This window comes from Kaistia dalseonensis, assembly GCF_030814715.1.
Taxonomy (GTDB): domain Bacteria; phylum Pseudomonadota; class Alphaproteobacteria; order Rhizobiales; family Kaistiaceae; genus Kaistia; species Kaistia dalseonensis.
This window is the reverse complement of the sequence record NZ_JAUSVO010000002.1, coordinates 21103-46580: the sequence shown is the minus strand read 5'-3', so window position 1 is coordinate 46580 and position 25478 is coordinate 21103. Positions and strand designations below refer to the sequence as shown.

At 64.3% G+C, this 25478-nt stretch carries 26 protein-coding genes; 10 read left to right on the top strand and 16 right to left on the bottom strand.

Features of this window, described 5'->3' with window-relative positions:
- Positions 1-21: 21 nt before the first annotated feature.
- From zapE to sdhC, 9 genes are all read right to left on the bottom strand, one after another.
- On the bottom strand, positions 22-1188 hold the full coding sequence (gene zapE, locus QO014_RS06405; protein ID WP_266347845.1) for a cell division protein ZapE: 1167 nt from the start codon (positions 1186-1188) through the stop codon (positions 22-24).
- Positions 1189-1218: 30 nt separating this feature from the next.
- Positions 1219-1827 carry an AprI/Inh family metalloprotease inhibitor gene (locus QO014_RS06400; RefSeq protein ID WP_266347844.1) on the bottom strand — a complete coding sequence of 203 codons (609 nt, stop codon included), beginning with the start codon at positions 1825-1827 and terminating at the stop codon, positions 1219-1221.
- A gap of 270 nt (positions 1828-2097) precedes the next feature.
- Complete coding sequence (locus QO014_RS06395) at positions 2098-2478, bottom strand: VOC family protein (RefSeq protein WP_266348596.1); 381 nt, start codon at positions 2476-2478, stop codon at positions 2098-2100.
- 85 nt (positions 2479-2563) lie between these two features.
- Positions 2564-2746 carry a hypothetical protein gene (locus QO014_RS06390; protein ID WP_266347843.1) on the bottom strand — a complete coding sequence of 61 codons (183 nt, stop codon included), beginning with the start codon at positions 2744-2746 and terminating at the stop codon, positions 2564-2566.
- Between the two features lie 92 nt (positions 2747-2838).
- A complete protein-coding gene (locus tag QO014_RS06385) occupies positions 2839-3618 on the bottom strand; it encodes a succinate dehydrogenase iron-sulfur subunit (protein ID WP_266347842.1) in 780 nt (259 codons plus the stop codon).
- A 20-nt stretch (positions 3619-3638) separates the two neighbouring features.
- Positions 3639-4091 (bottom strand): DUF3052 domain-containing protein, encoded by a 453-nt coding sequence (locus QO014_RS06380; protein ID WP_266347841.1) that lies wholly within the window; start codon positions 4089-4091, stop codon positions 3639-3641.
- Between the two features lie 8 nt (positions 4092-4099).
- Positions 4100-5923 carry a succinate dehydrogenase flavoprotein subunit gene (gene sdhA, locus QO014_RS06375; RefSeq protein ID WP_266347840.1) on the bottom strand — a complete coding sequence of 608 codons (1824 nt, stop codon included), beginning with the start codon at positions 5921-5923 and terminating at the stop codon, positions 4100-4102.
- Between the two features lies 1 nt (position 5924).
- Complete coding sequence (gene sdhD / locus QO014_RS06370; RefSeq protein WP_266348595.1) at positions 5925-6296, bottom strand: succinate dehydrogenase, hydrophobic membrane anchor protein; 372 nt, start codon at positions 6294-6296, stop codon at positions 5925-5927.
- A gap of 17 nt (positions 6297-6313) precedes the next feature.
- The gene (gene sdhC / locus QO014_RS06365; RefSeq protein ID WP_266347839.1) at positions 6314-6712 is read right to left on the bottom strand and encodes a succinate dehydrogenase, cytochrome b556 subunit; all 399 of its coding nucleotides are present in this window, start codon (positions 6710-6712) and stop codon (positions 6314-6316) included.
- Between the two features lie 208 nt (positions 6713-6920).
- On the opposite strand from sdhC, the gene QO014_RS06360 reads away from it, so the two are divergent.
- The 4 genes from QO014_RS06360 (at position 6921) to QO014_RS06345 (ending at position 10695) form a co-directional block, all read left to right on the top strand.
- Positions 6921-7301 (top strand): RidA family protein, encoded by a 381-nt coding sequence (locus QO014_RS06360; RefSeq protein ID WP_266347838.1) that lies wholly within the window; start codon positions 6921-6923, stop codon positions 7299-7301.
- A 98-nt stretch (positions 7302-7399) separates the two neighbouring features.
- Positions 7400-8512, top strand: coding sequence for a 3-isopropylmalate dehydrogenase (gene leuB / locus QO014_RS06355; protein WP_266347837.1), 1113 nt, complete (start codon positions 7400-7402; stop codon positions 8510-8512).
- Between the two features lie 145 nt (positions 8513-8657).
- The gene (gene rpmF, locus QO014_RS06350; RefSeq protein WP_266347836.1) at positions 8658-8843 is read left to right on the top strand and encodes a 50S ribosomal protein L32; all 186 of its coding nucleotides are present in this window, start codon (positions 8658-8660) and stop codon (positions 8841-8843) included.
- Positions 8844-9003: 160 nt separating this feature from the next.
- Complete coding sequence (locus QO014_RS06345; RefSeq protein WP_266347835.1) at positions 9004-10695, top strand: bifunctional diguanylate cyclase/phosphodiesterase; 1692 nt, start codon at positions 9004-9006, stop codon at positions 10693-10695.
- A gap of 6 nt (positions 10696-10701) precedes the next feature.
- Here QO014_RS06345 and QO014_RS06340 read toward each other — a convergent pair whose 3' ends face one another.
- From QO014_RS06340 to QO014_RS06325, 4 genes are all read right to left on the bottom strand, one after another.
- Positions 10702-10989 carry a 4a-hydroxytetrahydrobiopterin dehydratase gene (locus tag QO014_RS06340; RefSeq protein WP_266347834.1) on the bottom strand — a complete coding sequence of 96 codons (288 nt, stop codon included), beginning with the start codon at positions 10987-10989 and terminating at the stop codon, positions 10702-10704.
- On the bottom strand, positions 10989-11531 hold the full coding sequence (gene thpR, locus QO014_RS06335) for an RNA 2',3'-cyclic phosphodiesterase (RefSeq protein WP_266347833.1): 543 nt from the start codon (positions 11529-11531) through the stop codon (positions 10989-10991). The genes QO014_RS06340 and thpR overlap by 1 nt, the downstream gene beginning before the upstream one ends.
- Before the next feature lie 81 nt (positions 11532-11612).
- Positions 11613-12662, bottom strand: coding sequence for an aldo/keto reductase (locus QO014_RS06330; RefSeq protein ID WP_266347832.1), 1050 nt, complete (start codon positions 12660-12662; stop codon positions 11613-11615).
- 94 nt (positions 12663-12756) lie between these two features.
- Positions 12757-13389 carry an arylesterase gene (locus QO014_RS06325; protein ID WP_266347831.1) on the bottom strand — a complete coding sequence of 211 codons (633 nt, stop codon included), beginning with the start codon at positions 13387-13389 and terminating at the stop codon, positions 12757-12759.
- Positions 13390-13508: 119 nt separating this feature from the next.
- Between QO014_RS06325 and QO014_RS06320 the strand changes: the two genes are divergently transcribed.
- From QO014_RS06320 to QO014_RS06305, 4 genes are all read left to right on the top strand, one after another.
- Positions 13509-14234, top strand: a complete 726-nt coding sequence (locus QO014_RS06320) for an ABC transporter ATP-binding protein (RefSeq protein WP_266347830.1) — start codon at positions 13509-13511, stop codon at positions 14232-14234.
- Positions 14231-16759, top strand: coding sequence for an ABC transporter permease (locus QO014_RS06315; RefSeq protein WP_266347829.1), 2529 nt, complete (start codon positions 14231-14233; stop codon positions 16757-16759). The genes QO014_RS06320 and QO014_RS06315 overlap by 4 nt, the downstream gene beginning before the upstream one ends.
- A 216-nt stretch (positions 16760-16975) precedes the next feature.
- Positions 16976-17752 carry a Bax inhibitor-1/YccA family protein gene (locus QO014_RS06310; protein ID WP_266347828.1) on the top strand — a complete coding sequence of 259 codons (777 nt, stop codon included), beginning with the start codon at positions 16976-16978 and terminating at the stop codon, positions 17750-17752.
- A gap of 69 nt (positions 17753-17821) precedes the next feature.
- A complete protein-coding gene (locus tag QO014_RS06305; protein WP_266347827.1) occupies positions 17822-18355 on the top strand; it encodes a GNAT family N-acetyltransferase in 534 nt (177 codons plus the stop codon).
- On the opposite strand, the gene QO014_RS06300 is transcribed toward QO014_RS06305, so the two are convergent.
- Positions 18356-18739, bottom strand: a complete 384-nt coding sequence (locus QO014_RS06300; RefSeq protein ID WP_266347826.1) for a DUF2794 domain-containing protein — start codon at positions 18737-18739, stop codon at positions 18356-18358.
- Positions 18740-19287: 548 nt separating this feature from the next.
- Between QO014_RS06300 and QO014_RS06295 the strand changes: the two genes are divergently transcribed.
- Together QO014_RS06295 and QO014_RS06290 are read left to right on the top strand one after the other, a co-directional pair.
- Positions 19288-20241 carry an acetyl-CoA carboxylase carboxyltransferase subunit alpha gene (locus tag QO014_RS06295; protein WP_266347825.1) on the top strand — a complete coding sequence of 318 codons (954 nt, stop codon included), beginning with the start codon at positions 19288-19290 and terminating at the stop codon, positions 20239-20241.
- A 139-nt stretch (positions 20242-20380) separates the two neighbouring features.
- Positions 20381-21613, top strand: coding sequence for a L,D-transpeptidase family protein (locus QO014_RS06290; protein ID WP_266347824.1), 1233 nt, complete (start codon positions 20381-20383; stop codon positions 21611-21613).
- 37 nt (positions 21614-21650) lie between these two features.
- On the opposite strand, the gene QO014_RS06285 is transcribed toward QO014_RS06290, so the two are convergent.
- Positions 21651-22517, bottom strand: coding sequence for an urea carboxylase-associated family protein (locus tag QO014_RS06285; protein WP_266347823.1), 867 nt, complete (start codon positions 22515-22517; stop codon positions 21651-21653).
- A gap of 166 nt (positions 22518-22683) precedes the next feature.
- Positions 22684-25407, bottom strand: coding sequence for a preprotein translocase subunit SecA (secA, locus tag QO014_RS06280; protein WP_266347822.1), 2724 nt, complete (start codon positions 25405-25407; stop codon positions 22684-22686).
- Positions 25408-25478: the final 71 nt, after the last annotated feature.

Below are 25478 nucleotides of genomic sequence, written 5' to 3'. Positions count from 1 at the left end.
TATCCGCAGTTTACGTAAACGTCATGTCTCCGCGATAAATCCGCGATGCGGTAGCTTGAGATAGTCGTGCGATCGCATTTCCACCAGTCTGGATGCGGTGCGGGCAAACTCGAACGCCTCGGTGCCGCTTTCAGCGCCATAGAGCCCTTCCGGCTCCGCAGCGGCCGACACGATCAGCTTGACGTGCCCGTCATAAAGCGCGTCGATCAGCGTGATGAAGCGTTTGGCCTCGTTGCGATTGGCTTCCCCCATCACCGGAACGTGATCCAGGATCACCGTGTCGAAGCTGTGGGCGATGGCGAGATAGTCGCTGGCGCCGAGCGGCTTCGCGCAGAGATCGTCGAAGGTGAAACGGGCGACGCCGCGCGCGGATTGCGGCACGGTCACCTCGCGTCCGAGCACCGTCAGCGTCGACGAAGGGCCTCTCCTCGTGCCGGTCAGGCGGAGCCACGCGGCATCGAGGGCTGCGTCGGCCTCGGGACCGAGGGGGGTCAGGTAGATCGCGGCGCGATCGGTCTTCTCCTGGCGGAAATCCGTGCGCGCTCCGAGATGGATGATCTCCTCGCGCTCCTTCAGCAGATGGATGAAGGGGAGGAAGTGGCTGCGATTAATGCCGTCGCGGTAGAGATCGTCGGGGGCGACATTCGAGGTCGCGACCATCACGACGCCTTTGGCGAAGAGCTGGGTAAAGAGCCGGCCCAGGATCATCGCATCGGCAATGTCGGTGACGGTGAATTCGTCAAAGCAGAGGAGCTGGGCGTCGGCGGCGATATCGGCGGCGACGGGTGGGATCGGGTCGGGGTTCTTGAGCGCGCCCGACTTGATCGCCTCGCGCGCCTTGAACACGCGCGCGTGCACGTCGGCCATGAAGTCGTTGAAATGGGCGCGGCGCTTCTTCTCCGTCGCGGCGCGCTCGAAGAAGAGGTCCATCAGCATGGTCTTGCCGCGGCCGACATCGCCATAGATGTAGAGACCACGGACATGATCGGCGGCGCTGGCGCGGCGGCCGAAGAGCCAGCCGAGTGCGCTCGACTTGTTGGCGAGCCGGCCGGCTGCGACGCGCTGGTTCAGGCCGTCGAGCTTGGCGACCAGGGCGCGCTGTGCCGGATCGTCCTCGATCGCGCCCTTGCGGACGAGTTCGTCATAGCCGTCGGTAACACGGGAGGCGACCGGAAGGCCCTCGCTCATCCGACCGATCTCCCTGCCTCGTCCCGATCCTTAGCGGTAGAAGGAGACGGGTTGTGATGACGTCGTCTGACCGTTGAAGCGGTTACCACCAGCCGACGACAGATTGGCGACGGGCGCCCCGCCATTGCCGGAAAGCACGACATTGCTGCCCGAAAGGCTCCAGGCAGAGATCGACTTCAAGGTCGGCGACTGGCAGCCTCGCGTCGAGGCGCGATATCCGCCGGTCCAGCTCGTCAGCGTCATGAACAGCTGGCAGCTCTCGGAGCCCGAAGTCAGCGTCCAGCCGCCGAGCAGATCGGTGCGGCCGAGTTCGGCGCCCGATGCGGTGCTGGGCCCGGTCGACACGGGAGGCGCCGCGGCGGTCGTGGTCGCCCCGGGTGCCGTCGGCGTGCCGGGCAGGGGCTGGCCGTTGGCATCGGTCGTGGGCGGAAGCGGAGCAGAATTCGGCGCGGTCGTTGCGGTCACGCCGGGCGGAGGCGGAAGGGTCGTCTTCTCGATCGGAGCGGATGCGACAGGCGGGAGCGTATCGCTTTCCGGCGGACGCGATTGTTCCATCGGGCCGAGGCCCACCGCGCCAAAGGAACCGCAGCCGGCCAATGCGAGAGCAAGTGCCATCGGCGCAAGTCGGCTGAGGCGCATGAGTGACTCCATTATCGAAAACCCCGCTCGCGGCATGCTAAAATCACAATCGAGCCGCTTTGAGGCAGGGATGAGCCAAAGCTCAAGACCGCAACACCCAGAGCCTTGCCCGTGCCCGAGGCTTCGCCGCGACTCATCGCCCTATCGGCCAAGGAGTTTCGAGGAAGCGCCGTCACGCCAGATCCGTCGACATGCTTGGTGCGCGCAATAAGGCATCTCGCCGGGATGGACAAGCCTTGTATCGTAGGGGTCGGGCGGATTTTGGCGGGCTCATGCAGCTTGGTGACACACCGCCTCGATATTGTGTCCGTCCGGATCGAGGACGAAGGCGGCATAGTAGTTGGCATGGTAATGCGCGCGGACGCCGGGCGGGCCGTTATCGGTCGCCCCGGCCGCGATCGCGGCAGCGTAGAAGGCATCGACGGTGGCGCGATCGGGTGCGGTGAAGGCGATGTGAACATGCGGGCGGGTTCGGCCGCCTTCCCAGATCCAGAATTCCGGCTTCAGCGTTTCGCCGAAGCCGGCGCCGGCCTGCCCGATCTCCGCAGGCATCCGCATCACGAGCTTGATCCCGAGCGGCGCGAGGGCCTTTTCATAGAAGCCGAGCGATGCGTAGTAGTCGCTCACCGCTATCCCGACATGATCGAAAATCGCCATCTGCTTCACTCCGCGCGCTGCGATTGCATCAGCCTATGCCGATCGACGCGCGGATGACCAGAGGGTAGGGCAGGCCGGGTCAGTTGGTCGCGCGGTCGATCTCGAGCGAGACACCGAGTTCTGCTGCCTTGCGTCGAATATCGATCACGGGGATGTGCATGGCCGCGCTGATGATCTCCGGCGGCAATCTGGCATTCGCCAGTTCACGCAGACGCTGGACGGCTTCAACGCTCCAGCAGGGTTGGTCCTGGTTGATGGTCATGATGCCAATCTCCCATTTTCCGCGATGTGCTGGAAACGGGAACGGCGCGGATTGGTTCCGCGCCGCTCGAGTCTGGCAAAAATCAGGGCGCGTCAGACGCGGCGCTCGACCATCATCTTCTTGATCTCGGCAATCGCCTTGGCGGGGTTGAGGCCCTTCGGGCAGGTCTGCGCGCAGTTCATGATGGTGTGGCAGCGATAGAGGCGGAACGGATCCTCGAGATTGTCGAGCCGTTCGCCGGTCGCTTCGTCACGGCTGTCGATCAGCCAGCGATAGGCCTGCAGCAGCACGGCAGGACCGAGATAGCGGTCGCCATTCCACCAATAGCTCGGACACGAGGTCGAGCAGCAGGCGCAGAGAATGCACTCATAGAGCCCATCGAGCTTCTCGCGATCGCCATGGCTCTGCAGCCATTCCTTCTCCGGCTCCGGCGTCGCCGTCTTGAGCCAGGGCTCGATCGAACGGTGCTGGGCGTAGAAATTGGTCAGGTCCGGCACGAGGTCCTTGATGACCTCCATATGCGGCAGCGGGTAGATCTTGACCGGGCCCTTCACGTCCTCGATGCCCTTGGTGCAGGCGAGCGTGTTGGAACCGTCAATATTCATCGCGCAGGAGCCGCAAATGCCTTCGCGACAGGAGCGGCGGAACGTCAGTGTCGGGTCGACCTCGTTCTTGATCTTGATCAGCGCGTCCAGGATCATCGGGCCGCAGTCGTCGAGATCAACGAAATAGCTGTCGACATGCGGGTTCTGCCCATCATCGGGCGACCAGCGATAGATGCGGAATTCGCGGACGTTGTTGGCACCGGCCGGACGCGGCCAAGCCTTGCCTTCCTTGATTTGCGAATTCTTCGGGAGCGTGAGCTGGACCATGATCGTCCTTTAAGGCGTCTTCATTGGGAGCGTCGATCCTTGCGGATCATCAATTTCAGTCCGGACCAGACCGCATCGATCGCGGCGACCTTGATGTCGACGAGGTCGAGATCGAGCGCCGCATTGCGGACCGCATCCTCGGTGACGTCGGTCGGAACCTTCGAGGCCTTTTTCGGCCAGGAGACCCAGACCATTCCGTCGCGCTTGATCGCGTCCTGAAGGAGCGGCAAGCCGGTCACGATTTCAGCCGTGCTTTTGGTGAAAGCATGGATCGCGTCGAGCGACTGGCTCGGGCCGATCGGTTCCGCCCAGTCGGCCGTTCGTGTCACCGACTTGAACGTCACGCAATCGGCGAGGCCCGTGAGTTCGGCCGGCAAGCCGATGAAAGCGACCGCCATGCCCGGCTTGAAGCCAAGCTTTTCAGGAAGAGATCGTCCCGAATAGCCAGACTGGGGGAGGGGTGCGGTCGTCATCGTCGTTCTCAGTACACGCGAGCCTTGGGCTCGATATAGGCGATGTCGTTCGACATCGTGTAGGTGTGCACCGGCCGGTCGTCGAGCGTCACAGTCTTCTTGTCGGCGTCGATGGAAGCGAGCGAATGCTTCATCCAGTTGACGTCGTCGCGGTTCGGGAAGTCTTCGCGGGCGTGTGCACCGCGCGATTCCTGCCGGTTCAGCGCCGAATCCATCGTCACGACCGCCTGGACGATCAGGTTCTCGAATTCGAGCGATTCGATCAGGTCCGAGTTCCAAACCAGCGAACGATCCGTCACGCGAATGTCGGATGCACCCTGCCAGACGTCGTGGATCAACGTGTGGCCCTCTTCCAGCACGTCGCCCGTGCGGAAGACCGCGCAGTTCGACTGCATGACCTTCTGCATCCGGCCGCGAAGCTCGGCGGTCGAGCTCGAGCCATTGGCGTAGCGCAGACGATCGAACCGGGCCATCGCGGCGTCGCCGGCATTGGCCGCAAGCTCGCGCTGCTTTTCGCCCTTGTCGATCGTCTCGACGGCGCGCAACGCCGCCGCGCGTCCGAAGACCACCAGATCGGTCAGCGAGTTCGAGCCCAGGCGGTTCGCGCCATGGACCGAAACGCAAGCCGCTTCGCCGACAGCCATCAGGCCGGGCACGATCTTGTCCGGGTCGCCATGGACCTTGGTCAGCACCTCGCCGTGATAGTTCGTCGGGATGCCGCCCATGTTGTAATGGACCGTCGGAAGGACCGGGATCGGCTCCTTGGTGACGTCGACACCGGCGAAGATCTTGGCGCTCTCGGAAATTCCCGGCAGGCGCTCATGCAGCAGTGCCGGGTCGAGATGGTCGAGGTGGATGAAGATGTGGTCCTTGAGCTTGCCCACGCCGCGACCTTCGCGGATCTCCATCGTCATGGCGCGCGAGACGACATCGCGCGACGCCAGGTCCTTGGCGGAGGGTGCATAGCGCTCCATGAAGCGCTCGCCCTCGGAATTGGTGAGATAGCCGCCTTCGCCGCGTGCACCCTCGGTGATGAGGCAGCCCGCGCCATAGATGCCGGTCGGGTGGAACTGCACGAACTCCATGTCCTGCAGCGGCAGGCCGGCTCGCAGCACCATGCCGCCGCCGTCGCCGGTGCAGGTATGGGCCGAGGTGGCGGAGAAATAGGCGCGGCCATAGCCGCCAGTCGCCAGGATCGTCTTCTTGGCGCGGAAGCGATGGATCGTGCCGTCATCCATGCAAAGCGCGACGACGCCGACACAGGCGCCATCTTCCATGATCAGGTCGATGGCGAAATATTCGATGAAGAACTCGCACGCATGCCGCAGCGACTGGCCATAGAGCGTGTGCAGGATGGCGTGGCCGGTGCGGTCGGCGGCGGCACAGGTGCGCTGGGCGCGACCCTTGCCGTAATGGGTGGTCATGCCGCCGAAGGGGCGCTGGTAGATCTTGCCCTCTTCGGTGCGCGAGAACGGCACGCCGAAATGCTCGAGCTCATAGACGGCAGCGGGTGCGTTGCGGACGAGATATTCGATCGCGTCCTGATCGCCCAGCCAGTCCGACCCCTTGACGGTGTCGTACATGTGGAAGCGCCAGTCGTCCTCGCCCATATTGCCGAGCGCGGCCGAGATGCCGCCCTGCGCAGCCACAGTGTGCGAGCGGGTAGGGAAAACCTTGGTGATACAGGCCGTCTTCAGCCCGCCCTCGCTCGCGCCGAGCGCTGCGCGAAGGCCTGCGCCGCCGGCGCCGACGACGACGACGTCAAAGGTATGGTCGATGAACTGATAGGCGCGGCCATTCACGGCCGGCGCGCTGCCATTGGCTTCCGCCATGTCAGCCTCCGAAGCTGAGCTTGAGAAGGGCGAGCGCAGTGGCGAGACCGACTGCGACCGAGAAGAAGTTATTGGCGATCACGGCAATCAGCTTGATGCCGCCATGCAGGTAATCCTCGATGATTTCCTGCATGCCGATCTTCATGTGCCAGACACCAGCGCCGATCATCAGGACCAGAAGCAGGCTGACGAAAGGATTGCCGAGGACTGCGATCACCTGCTCGTAAGGCCGGCCGGCGATCGCGATCACGAGGATGATGAAGCCGGACAACAGGATTGCTAGAGCAACGGCCGTCAGGCGCTGATGCCAGAATTGGCTCGTGCCTTCCTTGGCCGAGCCGAGGCCGCGGACTTTGGCGAGGGGAGTGCGCATCGACATGACGTTGCTCCTCAGCGGATGGCGAGGCCAATGGCCCAAAGCAGAATCGTCAAGGCCACCGAGCCGATGATGTTGGCCCATGCGATACGATCGCGCGCGGTCTTGGAGAAACCGGCGCCGACATCCCAGATGAAATGGCGAAGCCCGCCGAGCAGGTGATGAACCAGAGCCCAGGTGTAGCCGAAGAGGACGAGGCGACCGATCCACGAGCCGAACACCGCATCGGCAACAGCGAAGGCGCCCGGGCCGGACGCCGCGGCGATCACCCACCAGGCGAGCAGGAGCGTCCCGAAATAGAGCGCAACGCCCGTCACACGATGCACGATCGACATCGTCATGGTGATGGGCCAGCGATAGACCTGCAAATGCGGAGAGAGCGGACGGCTCACCTTCGCGTCAACGTTCGACATTGCTGGGTTCCTCATAACTTACGTATACGTAAGCTCTTTTGGTCGCAGAATTTAGATTCGTTCTAGCGCCATTGTGCGGCGCGGTCAAAACATGTCCGGGGCTGCGGCATGATGGCTGGTGCCGGCCTGCATGCTGGCCTAACTACGCCAAGTGCGCCTGCCTTTCCAGACCGTTACAGGCAGGGCTTATTATTGGGAGGCCGAATAAATGACGCGACGATTGATTTCGACAGGATCGTCCTTTGAGAAATCGGCCGGATATTCCCGGGCCGTCGCTCAAGGACCCTGGTGCTTCGTGGCCGGCACGACCGGCTATGACTATTCGACCATGGTGATGCCGTCCTCGGTGGAGGAGCAGGCACGCAATACGATGGTCACGATCGAGAAGGCGCTGGCCGAGGCCGGTTTCGCTCTCTCCGACGTGGTGCGCGTTCACTATTATCTGACGGACGCGGCGCTGGTCGACGCGGTGTTTTCCGTGGTCGGTGCGTTCTTCGCCGAAATACGGCCGGCGGCGACCATGGTCATCTGCGATCTGGTCGATCCGGAGATCAAGGTCGAGATCGAGGTCACGGCGCTGAAGGGCTGATTCTTCATTGCGCCAACGAACTTGCATAGCGGCCGGCTCGGCTTTATCGCTCCTTCGTAATCGCCACGCTCTCTGACCCGTCCGACAAGAGAAATCTCATGACCAGCTACAAGCTCCTTCTCCTTCCTGGTGACGGCATCGGCACCGAAATCATGGCCGAGGTGAAGACGGTCATCGACTGGTTCGGCGCGCGCGGCGTCGCGTCATTCGAATATGAGCAGGACCTCGTTGGAGGTTCGGCCTATGACGCCCATGGCAAGGCTGTCTCGGAAGAGACGATGGCCAAAGCGCTCGCGGCCGATGCCGTGATCTTCGGCGCGGTCGGCGGTCCGAAGTGGGACAGCGTTCCCTATGATGTGCGCCCGGAAGCGGCCCTGCTGCGCCTGCGCAAGGATCTGCAGCTCTTCGCCAATCTCCGTCCGGCGATCTGCTATCCGGCGCTCGCCGATGCGTCCTCGCTGAAGCGTGAGCTTGTCGAGGGCCTCGACATCCTGATCGTTCGCGAATTGACCGGCGGCGTCTATTTCGGCGAGCCGAAGGAAATCGTGACGCTCGAGAACGGCCAGAAGCGCGCCGTCGACACGCAGCTCTATACCACGTCCGAGATCGAGCGCATCGCGCGTGTCGCCTTCGACCTCGCCAAGACGCGGTCGAGCAAGGTCGCCTCGGCCGAGAAGCGCAATGTCATGAAGTCCGGCGTTCTGTGGAACCAGGTCGTCACGAAGATCGGCAAGGAAGAATATCCCGACGTCGCGCTCGAGCACGTTCTGGCCGACAATTGCGCCATGCAACTCGTGCGCCGGCCGAAGCAGTATGACGTCATCGTCTGCGACAATCTCTTCGGCGACATCCTCTCCGACGTCGCCGCCATGCTGACCGGATCGCTCGGCATGCTGCCGTCGGCCTCGCTGGGCGCCCCCGACGCCACCACGGGTCGCCGCAAGGCGCTCTACGAGCCGGTGCATGGTTCGGCGCCGGATATTGCCGGCAAGGGCGTTGCCAACCCGATCGCGATGATCGCCTCCTTCGCCATGGCGCTGCGCTATTCGTTCGGCCTCGGTGCCGAAGCCGACCTGCTCGATCGCGCGATCGCGGGCGTGCTCGGCAAGGGCCTGCGCACCGCCGATATCTTCACCGAGGGCACGACCAGGGTCGGCACCAAGGAGATGGGCGCGGCGATCCTCGCCGAGCTCGATCTGCTCTCGGCGTGAGGCCAAAGGCGGCGAATCTTTTTCGGCGGTTCCGGCTGGTCAAGCCGGGGTGATCTCTGTATAAGGCCGCATTCAAATTGAGCTGCTATGCCCTGACCGCGTGGCGCACCGCCGGTTTGACGGCATATGACGAAGGAAGATTGAAATGGCAGTTCCGAAGCGAAAGACGTCGCCGTCCAAGCGCGGCATGCGTCGTTCGGCCGATGCGCTGAAGCGCCCGACCTATATCGAAGACAAGAATTCGGGCGAGCTTCGCCGTCCGCATCACGTCGATCTGAAGACCGGCATGTATCGTGGCCGCCAGATCCTGACTCCGAAGAGCGACACCTGATCGCTTCTCCGGTTGTTTAGCGCTATTGGAAGGGTCGGCCTCGTGCCGGCCCTTTTTTGTGCACGCGGATACGCCGAAACAGCTTTTGGGCGCATAATGAGCTCGGGTTCCGACGATATTCAGTTTCGGCGCGCGCCCGGGGAAGCAAGGGGGGCGTTCCTTGAAGAGCGCGAAAAGCGCCCGAGCCGACGTCGAGACCGGCCAGGATGTGGAGGCGATCCTCGCATCGGTCGGCGAGGTTGCCTATCGCTGGTCGCTTGAGGATGATCGGCTGTCGTGGCACGGCGATGTCCGCGGCCTGTTCGGCGTCGACAGTCGGGAAGCAATCGCCACTGGCGCGGCTTTCGCAGCCTATCTGGACCGCGGCAATCTGCTCTCCCGGCACGACACGGTCCGGAACGGCGTTGGCGTCGACGAGGGTGAGGGTGTCGCCTACCAGATCGAATATGCGCTCCGTCCCGCGGGCGTCGATGGTCCGCTGATCTGGGTTGAGGATATCGGGCGCTGGCATGCCGATGGGACGGACCGGCCGATGCGCGCCGAAGGCGTCGTCAGGGCCATCGGCGAACGACATGCGCGCGAGCAGCGGCTCGCTTTCCTGGCCCGCTATGACGAGCAGACCGGTCTCTTCAATCGCTCCTACCTGCTCGATCTCGTCGACGAGACCATCGACAATGCGCGACGGTTTCACTCCGTCGCAGCGTTCGTGATCATCGCGATCGATGATTTCGGCCTGATCAACGAAACCTATGGTTTCCAGGCCGGCGACCGAGCGATCGCCGCCATGGCGCAACGCATTCGAGGTCGGCTCCGCGACGGCGATGCAATTGGCCGATATGCGGCCAACAAGATCGGCCTCATCCTGCTGAACTGCGACGAGCAGGAAATGGCGGGGGCAGCACACCGCTTTCTCGCCGCAGCCCGTGAAGATGTGATCGCGCTCAGCGACGGGGCCGTATCCGTGACGGTTTCGATCGGTGGGGTCGTGATCCCCCGTCACGCGGTCAGCCGAGAGCAGGTCATGGAGCGGGTACAGGACAGCCTCGCCGTCGCGCGCGCTGCCGGAAGAGGGCGCTTTGTGGCCTTCTCTCCCTCGAGCGAACATGAGGCCCGGCGGCGCGAGAATGTCATGCTGTCGCGCCGCCTGATTGGCGCGCTTTCGTCAGGGCGCATCACGATCGCATTCCAGCCCGTGGTGGATATCCGCTCGCGCGAGCCCATATTTTATGAGGCTCTGCTGCGCCTGGCGCATGAGGACGGCACGATCTGGTCGGCCGGCGACGTCGTGCCGCTCGCCGATCGGCTCGGTCTGGCTCGGCTTTTCGACCTGGCCGTTCTCGACAAGACGGTCGAGACGCTGGCGGCACAGCCGGACGCGATACTCTCCGTCAACGTCGCGCCGGAAACGGCTGCCGGTCCGGACTGGCTGGAGCGACTGAAGGGCGCGGTTTCCGACCGGCCCGATATCGGACCGCGCCTGATCGTGGAAATCACCGAGAACAGCGCCATCCGCAATTTGGAGGAGACGGCCCGGTTTGTCGCCGGCGTCCATGAACTGGGCGCCCGTCTCGCCATCGACGATTTCGGCGCCGGCTTCACCTCGTTTCGCAACCTGCGAGCGCTCTCCGTCGATCTCGTCAAGATAGACGGCAGCTATGTCGAGCATCTGGCGACGAACGAGGACGATCAGATCTTCGTCCGCCACATTCTGGGGCTCGCCCGCGACCTCGGCATCGAGACCGTGGCGGAGTGGGTGCAGGATGAAGAATCGGCAGCGCTGCTCGCCGAATGGGGCGCGGATAGCATTCAAGGCAATCTGTCCGGCCGCGCGTCGCTTGACCCGCCCTGGTAGGGCCGATCAGACGAAGCCGTCGATGATCTTCGCCAGATCGATGTCGCGCCGCGTCAGCCCGTTCGCCTCATGGGTTGAAAGCGTGATGGTGACGGTCTTGTAGATATTCGACCATTCCGGATGATGGTCCATCTTTTCGGCTGCCAGCGCGACGCGCGTCATGAAGGCGAAGGCCTCCTTGAAATCGGCAAACATGAAGGTCCGCGTCATTGCGTCGCGATCCTTCACCGGCGCCCAGCCAACGAGCGCGGCGAGAGCTTCGTCGCGCTCGTTTGCAGTGAGCCTGGCGATCATCAGGCGACCTCGGCGAGCGGATAGCTCTGCTCGAGCAGATAGGGGCCGCCGCCGGTCGAATCCTTCGAAGAATAGAGCACGAAGCGGCTGACGGGGAACGGCCCGGCGAAGAAGCCACCGCGCAGCGCCAGATAGTTGGCGACATCGCGATGCGCCGTGCCTCGGAGCCGCGCCAGTGTCACATGGGGCAGGAATTTCCTTCCCTCTGGCGGCAGGCCGATCCGCTGGATGATGCGTTCATGTTCGGCCTGCAATTCGCCGAGTGCCCGGGTCGATGGAACGCGGGCCACGATCGAGTGCGGTTTCGAGCTGCCGAAGACATCGAGGCCGCCAAACTGCAACTCGATCTCGCGACGCTTCACGCGGGAGAGCGCGTCGGCGATCTCGTCCGCCGTGCGGTCGTCTATGTCGCCGATGAAGCGCAGGGTGACGTGGTAAAATTCCTCGTCGATCCAGCGCGCGCCGGGCAGGCCGCCGCGCAACAGGGAAAGCCGCTGTCCGACCTCGGCCGGTACTTCCAGAGCAGTAAACAGGCGCGGCATCGTCGCCCTCCTTGTTAATCGTGGAAGGACGTTTCGAGCATTGCGGTTTGATGCCGGCCTGTAAAGGGCTCCTTCGTCCGCTCAGGGGCAGGGGTTGCCGCGCCACTGGTGGACGGCGTCGATCTTCGCCTCAAGTTCGGGCGTGATCACGAGTTCCTGGCTCGCAATATCGGCCTTGAGCTGCGTCATCGTCGTCGCACCGATGATGTTGGACGTGACGAAGGGCCGCGACGTGACGAAGGCGAGCGCCAGTTGCGAGGGATCGATGCCGGCCTCACGCGCGATGGTGAGATAGGCCTCGATCGCCTCCTCGGCGCCCGGCGTCTCGTAACGATCACCGCGCTTGAAGAGCGTCGTCCGAGCCCCCTCCGGGCGCGCGCCCTTCTGGTACTTGCCGGAGAGATAGCCCTGCGCCAGCGGCGAATAGGCGAGAAGGCCGACCTGCTCGCGCATCGTCACTTCGGCCAGATTGACCTCATAAGTGCGGTTCAGGAGGTTGTAGGCGTTCTGGATCGAGACGACGCGCGGCCCCTCGCCGGCTTCCGCCGCAGAGAGGAACCGCATCGTGCCCCATGCGCTCTCATTGGAGAGGCCGACATGGCGGATCTTGCCTTCCTTGACCAGTTCGTCGAGCGCGGCGAGCGTTTCCTCGATCGGCACTTCATCGGCGGCCGGCGCGGGCAGGCGATAGACGGTCGGATTGGAGCCCCATTGCGTGACCGTCCGGTCCGGCCAGTGCAACTGGTAGACGTCGATATAATCCGTCTGCAGGCGCTTCAGATTGCCCTCGATGGCATGGCGGATGTCGTCGCGCACGAGCTTCGAGGGGCGCCCGCCGCGGAACCATTCCTGGGCAGTCCGGCCTACGACCTTGCTCGCGATGATGACCTTGTCGCGGTTGCCTCGCGCCTTCAGCCATGTGCCGATGATTCGCTCGGTCGAGCCCTGCGTCTCGGCCCGGGGCGGGATCGAGTAGAGCTCGGCCGTGTCGAGGAAGTTGATGCCCTGGTCGAGCGCGTAATCCAGCTGCTCGTGCCCCTCGGCCTCAGTGTTCTGTTGGCCATAGGTCATGGTGCCGAGGCAGATGGCCGACACCTTGATGTCGGTCCGTCCGAGCGAACGATATTCCATAGTCGAGCTCCGGAGATCCGCGCGGGGAGGCGCGTCGAGGGTTGGCGGATGCGGGGCGTGCGGCTCAGCGCCCGAGGCCCATGGCCTCAAGGGCTCACGGCTTCACTTGCGCGATCAGCTGCTCCACGGAAGGGAGGATCCGCGCGACGATCACGGCCACGCCGGCGGCATTGGGGTGCATGCCATCGGCAAGGCGCAGGCCCGGTTGGGCTGCGACGCCATCGAGGAAAAACGGATATAGCACCGCTCCGTACTTTTCTGCCAGTTCCGGATAGATGGCGTTGAACTTAGTTGCGTAGTCGGCGCCGAGATTGGGCGCCGCCTGCATGCCGGCGAGCAGAACCGGAAGGCCTCGTTCCTTGAGCCGTGCCAGGATGGTGTCGAGGCCCTTCTGCGGAATGGTCGGATCGAGCCCGCGCAGCATGTCGTTGGCACCGAGTTCCACGATCACGGCGTTGGCGGTCGGGTCGATCGACCAATCCAGCCGCGCGAGGCCAGCGCTGGTCGTGTCGCCGGAAACGCTGGCGTTCACCACGGTGACATCATGCCCCTTGGCGCGGAGCGCCGCCTGCAATTGATCGGCGAAGCCTTCACCCGGCCCGAGCTGGTATCCGGCTGAGAGACTGTCGCCAAAGGCGACGATCCGGATCGGCGCCGCCAGGGCGGGCGCGCACAAAGTTGAGGCGCAGAGGAGAGAAATTGCGGCAAGCCAGCTCTTTATCGTCATCGCCTCACACCCATATTGGTTCGATACGCCGCGAAATGCAGGACGCCGGCGTCCATTCGGTACCTCGCCGGCTCCTTCGACAGACGACCCTGCCGTCGCACGATATAGGGTCTCACGCATTGGTCGATCCAGCCCCGCTGCCGCAAGCCGCCATCGCGCTCTCCGATGTCGACCTCTCGCTGGGATCGGGGGCGGCCCGCGTTCACATCCTGAAGAAGGTGGGCCTGTCGGTCCTGGCCGGTGAAACGGTCTCCCTCGTCGGTCCATCCGGCTCCGGCAAATCGACATTGCTGATGACCATGGCCGGCCTCGAGCGGATCGATAGCGGACGCCTGACAGTTGCCGGCGTCGATCTCGGCACGCTGAACGAAGATGGTCTCGCGCGTTTTCGCGGCGCCCATGTCGGCATCATCTTCCAGTCTTTCCACCTCATCCCGAACATGACGGCGCTCGAGAACGTGGCCGTTCCGCTGGAGCTCGCCGGCAAGCGCGACGCCTTCGAGCGGGCGCGGGAAGAGCTGCAACTGGTCGGCCTCGGCCATCGGGTCGACCATTATCCGACTGCGCTTTCCGGCGGCGAGCAACAGCGTGTCGCGATTGCGCGCGCATTGGTTGCCCGGCCGGCGATCCTGTTTGCCGACGAGCCGACCGGCAATCTCGATGAGACGACCGGACGCCAGATCGCCGATCTGCTGTTCCAGACCGCCTCCGAACGCGGCATGACGCTGGTGCTCGTCACCCACGATCTGGCGCTCGCCGATCGTTGCGACCGGGTGGTGCGGATTCACTCCGGCATCATTGATCCCTTGGCCGAAACCAGCCATCGCCGGAGCGCGGCCGAATGAGGGCCATGGTTCCCTTGCCGCTCCGTTTCGCACTGCGTGAATTACGCGGCGGTCTTTCCGGCTTCGTCGTCTTTCTCGCTTGTATCGCGCTCGGCGTGGCGGCGATTGCCGCCGTCGGCTCCGTCTCGCGTGCCATGACGGATGGTCTTGCGCGCCAGGGCCAGGCGATCCTTGGCGGCGACATGGCGTTCACGCTGGTCCAGCGGCAGGCCTCGCCTGAGGAGCGCGCTTTCCTGGCCGGCAAGGGAACCGTTTCCGAGATCGCGAGCCTGCGCGGCATGGCGCGGAAGACCGACGGCTCCGACCAGACGCTGGTCGAGATCAAGGCGATCGATGCGGCCTATCCGCTCTATGGCCGCCTGGTCGTGGTCGAAGGCGGCACGCAGCCGGCTGCCGAGAGGCCGTTGGATGCAGTCGCCGATGAGGAACTCTTCACCCGACTCGGGCTCAAGGTGGGCGACACGATCAATGTCGGCTCGGCGCAGCTTCGGCTCTCGGGCATGATTGCCGACGAGCCGGACAAGCTCGCGACCGGCCTCGGCTTCGGGCCTCGCCTCATGCTGTCTGAGGCAGGCTTAGCGAAGACCGAGCTGATCCAGCCGGGCAGCCTGGTGCAATGGTCCTATCGGCTCAAGCTGCCGCCATCCGACGATGCGGCCGTGGCGCGGATCACGGAGGAGGCGAACAAGACGTTTCCGCAGGCGGGCTGGCAGATCCGCACCCGTGACGATGCTTCGCCCGGCCTGAAGCGCAACATCGGCCAGTTCGCGCAATATTTGACGCTGGTCGGCCTCGCTGCCCTGATTGTGGGCGGTGTGGGCGTCGCCAATGCGGTCGGTTCCTTCCTCGATGTGAAGCGACCGGTCATTGCTACGCTGCGCTCACTCGGCGCGCCGGGCCGCATGGTGGTCGCGACCTACCTGATCCAGATCATGCTGATCGCCGGGCTCGGTGTTGCGATCGGGCTCGTCATCGGCGCGCTGGTGCCGATCGTCGCGCTGCAATTTCTCGCGGACGTGCTGCCGGTCGGCGCGGAAACAGGCTTCTATCCCGGCGCGCTCGCCATCGCCGCGATCTACGGCCTGATGACCGCGCTGACCTTCGCGCTCATGCCGCTCGGCCAAGCGCGCGATATTGCGCCCACGGCGCTCTTTCGCGATGGTGCGGCGGCCGCTCGTGCCAGATTGCGCCCGGCCTTCGTGGCGGCCGCCATCGCCTCGGCGGGCATCTTGGCCGCGCTGGCCGTCCTGCTCGCCTATGACCGGCGCATCGCCTTGATGTTCGTGGTTGCCATTGCGGCCGCCTTCCTGCTGTTGCGGCTCGTCGGGCTTGCCGTGACCGCGCTTGCCAGACGGGCGCCGCGATCGAGCTCGACGGAATGGCGCTTTGCCGTCGGCAATATCCATCGGCCCGGCGCGCTGACCCATTCGGTGGTGCTGTCGCTCGGTCTCGGCCTGACGGTTCTTGTTACAATCGCGCTGATCGATGGCAGCCTGCAGCGGCAATTGACGCGCTCCCTGCCGGAGCGAGCGCCGGGCTTCTTTTTCCTCGACGTGCAGAATTCCGAACTCGACGCCTTCACCAGCTTCCTGAAGCAGGAGCGTCCGGACGCGACGATCGAGAGCGTGCCGATGCTGCGCGGCCGGATTATCGACGTCGCCGGTACGCCGGCCGCCAATGTGAAGCCGGCGCCCGATATCGCCTGGGTCATGCAGGGCGATCGCGGCATCACCTTCTCGGCGGCCCCGCCCAAGAATGCGCGGGTGGTCGCGGGCAACTGGTGGGCGACCGACTATGCGGGGCCACCGCTGGTCTCAATCGAATTGGGCGTAGCGCGCGGGCTCGGCCTGAAGCTTGGCGATACCATCACCGTCAACGTGCTTGGTCGCGACATCACGGCTACGGTGGCCAATCTGCGTGAAGTGGAATGGGAGAGCCTCGCCATCAATTTCGTGATGGTCTTCTCGCCCTCGACCTTCGCCGGCGCGCCGTTCTCTGCCCTTGCGACGCTCGCCTATCCGGGCGGCGATCCGGCCGCCGACGCGCAATTGATGCGCGATGTCGGCAAGGCGTTTCCGGCCGTGACGGCGATCCGCGTCCGCGATGCGCTCGACCGGATTTCGTCCATTCTCGGCCAGCTGATGCTGGCGATCCGTGTCGCCTCGTCGATCGCGGTGGCGGCTTCGGTTCTCGTCCTTGCCGGCGCGCTCGCCGCGGGCCACAGGCGACGCCTGCATGATGCGGTGATCCTGAAGACGCTCGGCGCGACACGGCGCCAGTTGCTGACGGCGTTCGGGCTCGAATATGGGCTGCTCGGCATTGCGACCGCCCTGTTCGGCGTGGTTGCGGGAACCCTGGCCGCCTGGGGCGTCGTAGCGGGGGTGATGAAGCAGAGCTTCGTCTTCCTGCCGAGTGCCGCTCTTGGCGCCGCGGTCGGCGCGGTGCTGCTCACGATCGCCCTCGGGCTCGTCGGAACATGGCGCCTGCTCGGCCAGAAGGCGGCGCCCGTATTACGAAATCTTTAGCCTTTCGCGCCGATTTCGCGCCAGAAACCGATAGGCTCACTCCCAGGCATCGGTTACCATGACTTGAACCGTGGCTGCTCTTGCGCGGCCATGAAGGCGGGGCCATATCCTAGCGGAACCGCCAGAATGCCGCGCGCTGGCCCTTCGGGGCCGTGTGAGCGGAATGAAGCGGGGTATCGCGCGGTAAGCGCGCGATTTGTTTGGAGAGGGACTTCGATGGCAGATTTCGACAATCGCGTCTCACCGTTTGGCGCAGCGCGTGCCGAAACTGGTGTTATCGATCAGGGCCTGCGCAGCCACATGCTGCAGGTTTACAATTACATGGCGATCGGCCTGATGATCACCGGCGCAGCCGCGCTCGGCATCTTCAAGCTGGCCGTGACGAGCGACCCGTCGCAGGCCGTCGGCCAGATGGCCAACGGGCTGATGCTCACCAGCCTCGGCGCAACGATCTATACCGGCCCGCTGATGTGGGTGCTGATGCTGGCGCCGGTCGGCCTCGTATTCTGGCTGTCCTTCGGCATCCAGAAGATGTCGACCTCGACCGCGCAGCTCGTTTTCTGGGGCTATGCGGCGCTGATGGGCGTCTCGCTGTCCTCGATCTTCGCCGTCTACACGGCGCAGTCGATCACGCAGGTGTTCTTCATTACCGCCGCCACCTTCGGCGCGATGAGCCTCTACGGCTATACGACCAAGCGCGATCTGACCGGCATGGGCTCGTTCCTGTTCATGGGCCTGATCGGCATCATCATCGCCTCGATCGTCAACATCTTCATCGGATCGTCGGCGCTCGGCTTCGCGATCTCGATCATCGGCGTGCTGATCTTCGTGGGCCTGACGGCCTATGACACGCAGAAGATCAAGGAAATGTACTATGTCGGCGATGACGGCACCGTCGCCGGCCGGAAGGCGATCATGGGCGCGCTGACGCTCTATCTCGACTTCATCAACCTCTTCCTGATGATGCTTCGCCTTTTCGGCGATCGCCGCTAAGTCAGGTTTCGGTTAAAGGAAAGGGCGCGGCTTCGGCTGCGCCCTTTTTTTGTTGTGCTGGACCCCGCGATGACTGCCGATTTCCTGATCCGTACCGCCGCTCCCGGTGATCTTTCCGCCATTACGGGCATCTATGCCCATGCGGTTACGACGAGCACGGCGAGCTTCGAGCTCGATCCGCCCGACGAGAGTGAGATGCGCCGGCGTTATGAGGCGCTGCTTGCGGGCGGGCATCCCTATCTGGTCGCGGAGCGGCGGGGGGGCATTGCCGGCTATGCCTATGCCGGTCCCTATCGGCCGCGTCTTGCCTATCGGTCGACTGTCGAGGATTCGATCTATCTCGCGCCGGATGCGCAGGGGCGGGGACTTGGCCGGCAACTCCTCGGGGCGCTGATCGCGGCGGCAGAGGTCGCCGGATTCCGCCAGATGGTCGGCGTCATCGGTGATTCCGGCCACAAGTCGTCGATCCGCCTGCATGAGCGGCTGGGCTTTCGCATGGTCGGGATCCTCGAAAATGTCGGCTGGAAGCATGGGCGCTGGCTCGACAGCGTGCTGATGCAGCGCGCGCTGGGGCCGGGATCTGCCGAGCCGCCAATACTCTGATCAGCTCTCGACGATCTTCAACTGCTTGTCGAGGACGGTCAGCACCTGCCTCAGATCGTGCCCGCGCTTCATGATGTAGCCGCCCGCCGCGATCACGGCATAGGCGCCCTGGCGCCGGGCGAGGCTCGGGTCCTTCTCGACCCGGAACAGAGGCACTTCCGAGGTGCGGCGGAAGATCGAGAACACGGCCTTGTCGTGCAGATGGTCGATCGCGTAGTCGCGCCATTCGCCTGCGGCCACCATGCGGCCGTAGATGCGCAGGATCTCGTTCAATTCGCGTCGGTCGAAGGCGATCTGAGGGGCTGGCCGGGAGGCGCCGTTGGCGGCGAATGCGACGAGGGTCGCATGGCCGCCGGATATCTCGGGATCACCGCTCTCGCTCACCTGCGCCTCCTGCGTCTGACGCGCCATTATCTGTCATCGAGACGTCATGATCTGCCCCTTCATCCGATCTGGCAAGGCTCCGCGGCCGCCCGGCCAGAGGGGCGCCGAAGTCTCACGCGCTCACGAAGGCGTGAAGGCACCACCGACGATTCCATTGTTTCGCCCCTTTTCAGCCCGGCACCAGCCGCATTAGGAAGCGATAAGGTCACTGTCACACGAGACGGTCCGGCTTGGTGGGAACTTCGGAATTTCTCAGCCCCCCAGCCCCCCGGGGTTCTCTTACCGAGCCGGACCACCTTCGTGACGAGAGTGTTCGCCGCCAACCCCAGCGGCGCATTTCCTCGCTCAGTTCTCGACCCAGACCTCGATCGTGGCGCGCCGTGAGGCGCGCTTTTTTTGTGGGGTCCGGGAGTGTCGGTGGCACGGTCTGAACAGGCCGCCCAAGGCTCGGCTTGACAGCCGGATGCCTTACGGCCAGTGTGCGCCCGCTTCGGGGGACGGCGCTTCGGCACCGGCCCTGACCATGTTTGTCCGGCTTGCAGGTCTGGATGCGAACCTTTCTGGAATTTGAAAAACCCGTCGCCGATCTTCAGGGCAAAGTGCAGGAACTGCGCACCCTGGGGGAGAGCGGCGATGCGGTCGCCGTCGGCGAGGAAATCTCCAAGCTCGAGGCGAAGGCCGGTCAGGCGCTGGCCGAGATCTATGCCAAGCTGACGCCGTGGCAGAAGACGCAGGTCGCGCGTCATCCCGACCGGCCCCACTTTGCGGATTATGCAAAGCGTCTGGTCACGGAATTCACCCCGCTGGCGGGTGATCGCAAGTTTGGCGAGGATCAGGCGATCCTGGCCGGCTTCGGCCGTTTCCAGGGCCGCCCGGTCGCCGTGATCGGGCAGGAAAAGGGCAACAACACCGAGACCCGCATCCGTCACAATTTCGGCATGGCGCGTCCGGAAGGTTATCGCAAGGCGGTCCGCATCATGGAACTCGCCCAGCGCTTCGGCCTGCCGGTGATTACGCTGGTCGATACCGCCGGCGCCTATCCGGGCATCGGTGCCGAGGAACGCGGGCAGGCCGAGGCGATTGCGCGCTCGACCGAGGCCGGTCTCGGGCTCGGTGTGCCGAACATATCGGTGATCATCGGCGAAGGTGGCTCGGGCGGCGCGATCGCGATCGCCACCGCCAATCGCGTCTTGATGCTCGAACATGCGATCTACAGCGTGATTTCGCCGGAAGGCGCAGCGTCGATCCTCTGGCGCGATGCGACGCGCGCGCAGGATGCCGCCACCAACATGAAGATCACGGCGCAGGATCTCCTGCGCTTCGGCGTCATCGACGAGGTTATCGCCGAGCCGGTCGGCGGTGCGCATCGCAATCCCGACGAGGCGATCGATGCGGTCGGGCAGGCGGTGGCCAAGGCGCTCTCTGCCTTTGACGGCATGGACGAGGCGGAAATCCGCCGCCAGCGCCGCGAGAAGTTTCTTGCGATCGGGCGGTCCCTCTGACACGATTCCGCCCGTGTTGCGGTGCATTTCCCGGGATATGATTCGAGTCCCGGTCGAGGCGTGACCGCAGCCCGTCTTTTGCGGCGGGCTGGTTCTGCGTCAGACCTTAGCATCGCGCGGTCGTCCGCAGAGGATGTTGATGCCGATTAGTGTTCCGTCCCTTCGGTTGCGCCACGCCCTTGCGGCCCTGCTGCTGATCCTTGCGGGTTTCGTCCTTGCGGCTTGCCAGGGCTCGAACGGCATCCCCAAGGATATGCGCCCCCTCCCGGCGAAGCTCACCGCCCGGATGGAAAAGCTCAACATGGATCCGAAGGCGCCGATCTATATCCGCTCCTACAAGGAAACATCGGAATTCGAGGTCTGGAAGCAGCGGCGCGATGGGCAATACGCGCTGCTCTCGACCTATCAGATCTGCAAATGGTCGGGAAAGCTCGGCCCGAAGATTAGGGAAGGCGACCGTCAGGCGCCGGAGGGCTTCTATACGATCAAGCCCGGGCAGATGAACCCGAAGTCGAACTATTTCCTGTCCTTCAATATCGGTTTCCCCAACGCCTTTGACAGCGCCCTCGGCCGCACCGGCACCAATCTGATGGTGCACGGCGCCTGCTCTTCGGCGGGCTGCTATTCAATGACCGATGAGGCCGCCGGCGAAATCTACTGGCTGGCGCGCGATGCCTTCCTTGGCGGGCAGCGCTCCTTCGAAGTCCATCTCTATCCCTTCCGCATGACGCCCGAGAACATGGCGAAGCACCGCAATGATCCGAACATGGAGTTCTGGGTCATGCTGAAGGAGGGCAGCGATCATTTCGAGGTGACGCGGAAGCCGCCGGTCGTTGGCGTGTGCAATCGGCGCTACGTGTTCGACGTGGATACGGGCGGCGTGCCGCTCAATGCCTCGGCACCGTGCCCGGCCAATATGAGCGTTCCCGTCTGGCTCGATGCGGCCGTGAAGGAGAAGCAGGCCAAGGACCAGGTCGTCTTCGCCTCGCTCTCGGCCAAGTATGACGCCGAGGACAAGATCGCCGCCGAAACGGCCGCAGCCGACGCGCAGAAGCTGGCTGCCAAGACCGCTACGGACCAACAGAAGGCGGTCGCCGAGGCGCAGAAGAGCGTCGACGCGGCGACCATGGCGGTCGAGCCGCCGGTTGCTGCTGCCGGCGGTGACGCCACGGCGGCCTATACCGCGGCGCCGGCCCTCGTCGAGGCCAATGCAGCGACCGCTTCCGTCGCTGTCGGTGGCGTTCCCGCGCCGGGCGTGCCGCTGCCGGTCCCGTCCCCCATCCGCCCGGTCGTCGTGGCGCCCCCGCCGCAGCCGGAAGCCCCGGCGGGCTTCTGGGGCAAGCTGAAGAAGAAGCTCGCCGTTTCAGGTTAGGCGAAGAGACGCATCAGCGCCCTTTGCGTTCACCGGGTCAGGTGCCGTGGCTGCGCGAATACGCGTTTTGCGGCGGCGAATGCCATCCAGCAAGCGCGTCCTCCGCGGGGCGGAAGATCTCGATCGAGAGCGGATGGCACTGCGCGACGTCGGCTGAATGCTGCGCGCCGCAATCGCCACCGGGGCACGCGGAAAGCGCGCCGATAAGGTCGATCTCGGCGAAGAACTCGATGAAATCGCCGGGACGTACCGGGCTCGCCTTCATGAAATACTGGTGCGTGTCGCGCGTGAAGCCTGTGCACATGAAGACGTTCAGCACGTCATGAACATGCGACTCGGCCGCGTCGAGGGGCAATCCGCATTCGGCCGCCAGCGCCCGCGTCAGGTTCGAATGGCAGCAATGATGGTAGTCGGTGCCCTTGAGCAGCCGGTTCGTGTAGGGATCGCAGCGCGTGCCGATGACGTCATGCACGCCGCCGCCATCCGCGTCGAAGCCATACCAGCCAAGTGTGTCATGGGTGATCGTGGCCAGCGGCCGCAAATGCGGTAGCGTGCTCCAGAGCCGGTCGCCGGTGGTGACGTGGGTAGCATGGAGCGCGCGGGTCTTGCCGCTGAAGAAGCGCTCGGTGAGATCGTGCGCATTCCAGAGATTGAGATCGCCGACCTGCGGGCCTTCAATGCTCGCTATGCGCCAGAAATGGCCGGCCGGAACACGAAATGTCCGCGCCTCGCGCGGCGGCACGATCACCGTATCGATCAGGGTTAGGTTGGCGCGCGCCGCGTCATAAAGGGCGGCGTCATAGCGCGGAAGATGGTCGACCTCGTAGCAGATGACGGGCCGCACTGCCCGCCGCGCCGCCGCATCGGCCGGCGCCGTTACATTGGTTCGTGTTGCCAACCGCATTTGCTCCGGTCTGTCCGCCGTCCCGGTGTCAGGCCGGTTCGGCTGCGTCCCGCCAATCTTGGAACGGGCGGGCGCGACCGCGCAAGACGCAAATGGCCGGATCATGTCCGGCCATTTCGTATTCCATTGCGCCGACGAGTGCGGCGGAGGCCTGTCCCGCGAGGGACTAGTTCAGCTTGCCGTGGCAGTGCTTGAACTTCTTGCCGGAGCCGCAGGGGCAGAGCGCGTTGCGCGGAACCTTGCCCCATGTGGTCGGGTCGTTCGGATCGACATTCTCGGCCGCGAAGCGGTCCACATCGCTCGAGCCGAGCAGCATGGACTCGTCCATCTCGTTGCGGCCGGTGACCGGATCGAGGTGGAGCGCCTGTACGTCCTCGACATCGGGGGCGAGCGGCGGGGTCGGCTGCTGTTGCATGATCTCGATGCGCATCATCTGGGCGGTGACCGCCTCGCGCAGGTTCTGCAGCATGGCCTCGAACAGTTCGAACGCCTCGGTCTTGTATTCGTTCAGCGGATCGCGCTGCGCATAGCCGCGGAAGCCGATGACCTGACGCAGATGGTCGAGCGTGACGAGATGCTCGCGCCACAGATGGTCGAGCGTCTGCAGCAGTACGGCCTTCTCGACCTGGCGCATGATCGGCGGCGAGAAGCGGGCGGTGCGGGACGCGGCGGCCTCGTCGGCGGCGCGCAGGACGCGCTCGCGCACTTCGGCATCTGCGATCCCGTCCTCGGCCGCCCATTCATCGACCGGAAGGTCGAGATTGATGGCGTTCTGCAGCGCCTCGCGCAGGCCCTTGGAATCCCACTGCTCGGGATAGGCACGCTCGGGAATATGCTTGGCGACGAGATCGACGATGACCTCGTTGCGCATGTCGTCCACGGTCGAGGCGACATCGTCTTCCGCCATGAGTTCCACGCGCTGGTCGAAGATGACCTTGCGCTGGTCGTTCATGACGTCATCATATTTGAGCAGGTTCTTGCGGATGTCGAAGTTGCGCGCCTCGACCTTCTGCTGCGCCTTTTCCAGCGCCCGGTTGATCCAGGGATGGACGATCGCCTCGTCCTCCTTGAGGCCGAGCTTCTGCAGCATGCCGTCCATGCGGTCCGAGCCGAAGATCCGCATCAGATCGTCCTGCAGCGACAGGAAGAAATGCGAGTGGCCGGGATCGCCCTGGCGGCCCGAACGGCCGCGCAGCTGGTTGTCGATGCGGCGGCTCTCATGCCGCTCCGTGCCGATGACGTAGAGACCGCCGGCCGCAAGGGCGACCTTCTTCTTCTCCGCGATATCGACCTTGATCTCGGCCGTGAGGCGCTCGCGCTCGGCCTCGTCGACGATATTCTCGAGCTCGCGCTCGAGGCGCATGTCGAGATTGCCGCCGAGCTGGATGTCGGTACCGCGGCCGGCCATGTTGGTCGCGATCGTCACCGCGCCGGGAACGCCGGCCTGGCTGACGATATAGGCTTCCTGCTCGTGATAGCGCGCGTTCAGAACCTGGTGCGGCACCTTCTCCTTCTTGAGAAGTTCCGACAGCAGCTCCGATTTCTCGATCGACGTGGTGCCCACGAGGACCGGCTGGCCGCGCTGGCTGCAATCGCGGATGACGCGGATGATGGCCTTGTACTTCTCGGCCGCCGTCCGATAGACCTCGTCGTCATCATCGATACGCGAAACCGGCACGTTGGTCGGGATCTCGAGCACTTCGAGCCCGTAAATATCGAGGAACTCGTCCGCTTCCGTCTGCGCCGTGCCGGTCATGCCGGCCAGCTTCTCGTACATGCGGAAATAGTTCTGGAAGGTGATCGAGGCCAGCGTCTGGTTTTCCGGCTGGATCTGGACGTGTTCCTTGGCTTCCAGCGCCTGGTGCAGGCCTTCCGAATAGCGGCGGCCCGGCATCATGCGGCCGGTGAACTCGTCGATGATGATCACCTCGCCGCCCTTGACGATGTAATCCTTGTCGCGCTGGAACAGGCGGTGGGCGCGCAGTCCCTGGTTGACGTGGTGGACGACCGTGACGTTCTCGACGTCGTAGAGCGACTCGCCCTTGAGGAGACCGGCGGCGGCCAGAAGCTGCTCGAGCTTCTCATTGCCGGCTTCCGTGAAATTGGCCGTGCGCTGCTTCTCGTCGACCTCGTAATCCTCCGGCGTCAGGTCCGGGATGAACTTGTCGATCGCGTTGTAGAGCTCGGAGCGGTCGTCGAGCGGGCCGGAGATGATGAGCGGCGTGCGCGCTTCGTCGATGAGGATCGAATCCACTTCGTCGACGATGGCGTAGTGATGCGGCCGCTGCACCATCTGCGAGAGCTCGTACTTCATATTATCGCGCAGATAATCGAAGCCGTATTCGTTGTTGGTGCCGTAGGTGATGTCGCAGGCATAGGCCGCGCGACGCTGGTCGTCGTCGAGGCCATGCACGATGACGCCGACCGAAAGGCCGAGAAAGCGATAGAGCTTGCCCATCCATTCGGCGTCGCGCTTGGCGAGGTAGTCGTTCACCGTGACGACATGGACGCCCTTGCCGGTGAGCGCATTCAAATAGACCGGCGCGGTCGCGACCAGGGTCTTGCCTTCGCCCGTCTTCATTTCCGAGATGGCGCCGTCGTTCAGCACCATGCCGCCGATCAGCTGGACGTCGAAATGTCGCATGCCGAGCGCGCGCTTGGCGCCCTCGCGCACCGTGGCGAAGGCCGGAACGAGCAAATCGCTGACGGTCGCGCCGGCTGCAATCTGCTTCTTGAACTCTTCCGTCCGGGCGCGGAGCTGATCGTCGGTGAGTTTGGCGAGCTCCGGCTCCAGCGCGTTGATCTGCGCGACCAGCGGGCGATAGCCCTTGACGCGGCGGTCATTGGCCGAACCGAAGAATTTACGCGCAAGCGAACCGAGACCGACCATGGGTCATCCTTGAATGTTGTTCCGAGCCGCCAGGAAAATCGAGGCGGCGCCGGGTTTTGTAACAGGCTCTC

Coding starts and splice junctions, on each gene's coding strand:
- QO014_RS06360 (WP_266347838.1), top strand. CDS start 6,921: ATGACGCGACGATTGATTTCGACAGGATCGTCCTTTGAGAAATCGGCC.
- thpR (WP_266347833.1), bottom strand. CDS start 11,531: ATGCCGCGCCTGTTTACTGCTCTGGAAGTACCGGCCGAGGTCGGACAG.
- QO014_RS06310 (WP_266347828.1), top strand. CDS start 16,976: ATGGCAGATTTCGACAATCGCGTCTCACCGTTTGGCGCAGCGCGTGCC.
- sdhA (WP_266347840.1), bottom strand. CDS start 5,923: ATGGCGGAAGCCAATGGCAGCGCGCCGGCCGTGAATGGCCGCGCCTAT.
- QO014_RS06290 (WP_266347824.1), top strand. CDS start 20,381: ATGCCGATTAGTGTTCCGTCCCTTCGGTTGCGCCACGCCCTTGCGGCC.
- sdhD (WP_266348595.1), bottom strand. CDS start 6,296: ATGCGCACTCCCCTCGCCAAAGTCCGCGGCCTCGGCTCGGCCAAGGAA.
- sdhC (WP_266347839.1), bottom strand. CDS start 6,712: ATGTCGAACGTTGACGCGAAGGTGAGCCGTCCGCTCTCTCCGCATTTG.
- QO014_RS06315 (WP_266347829.1), top strand. CDS start 14,231: ATGAGGGCCATGGTTCCCTTGCCGCTCCGTTTCGCACTGCGTGAATTA.
- QO014_RS06400 (WP_266347844.1), bottom strand. CDS start 1,827: ATGCGCCTCAGCCGACTTGCGCCGATGGCACTTGCTCTCGCATTGGCC.
- QO014_RS06325 (WP_266347831.1), bottom strand. CDS start 13,389: ATGACGATAAAGAGCTGGCTTGCCGCAATTTCTCTCCTCTGCGCCTCA.
- QO014_RS06340 (WP_266347834.1), bottom strand. CDS start 10,989: ATGATCGCCAGGCTCACTGCAAACGAGCGCGACGAAGCTCTCGCCGCG.
- secA (WP_266347822.1), bottom strand. CDS start 25,407: ATGGTCGGTCTCGGTTCGCTTGCGCGTAAATTCTTCGGTTCGGCCAAT.
- rpmF (WP_266347836.1), top strand. CDS start 8,658: ATGGCAGTTCCGAAGCGAAAGACGTCGCCGTCCAAGCGCGGCATGCGT.
- QO014_RS06390 (WP_266347843.1), bottom strand. CDS start 2,746: ATGACCATCAACCAGGACCAACCCTGCTGGAGCGTTGAAGCCGTCCAG.
- QO014_RS06385 (WP_266347842.1), bottom strand. CDS start 3,618: ATGGTCCAGCTCACGCTCCCGAAGAATTCGCAAATCAAGGAAGGCAAG.
- QO014_RS06330 (WP_266347832.1), bottom strand. CDS start 12,662: ATGGAATATCGTTCGCTCGGACGGACCGACATCAAGGTGTCGGCCATC.
- QO014_RS06380 (WP_266347841.1), bottom strand. CDS start 4,091: ATGACGACCGCACCCCTCCCCCAGTCTGGCTATTCGGGACGATCTCTT.
- QO014_RS06295 (WP_266347825.1), top strand. CDS start 19,288: ATGCGAACCTTTCTGGAATTTGAAAAACCCGTCGCCGATCTTCAGGGC.
- zapE (WP_266347845.1), bottom strand. CDS start 1,188: ATGAGCGAGGGCCTTCCGGTCGCCTCCCGTGTTACCGACGGCTATGAC.
- leuB (WP_266347837.1), top strand. CDS start 7,400: ATGACCAGCTACAAGCTCCTTCTCCTTCCTGGTGACGGCATCGGCACC.
- QO014_RS06305 (WP_266347827.1), top strand. CDS start 17,822: ATGACTGCCGATTTCCTGATCCGTACCGCCGCTCCCGGTGATCTTTCC.
- QO014_RS06285 (WP_266347823.1), bottom strand. CDS start 22,517: ATGCGGTTGGCAACACGAACCAATGTAACGGCGCCGGCCGATGCGGCG.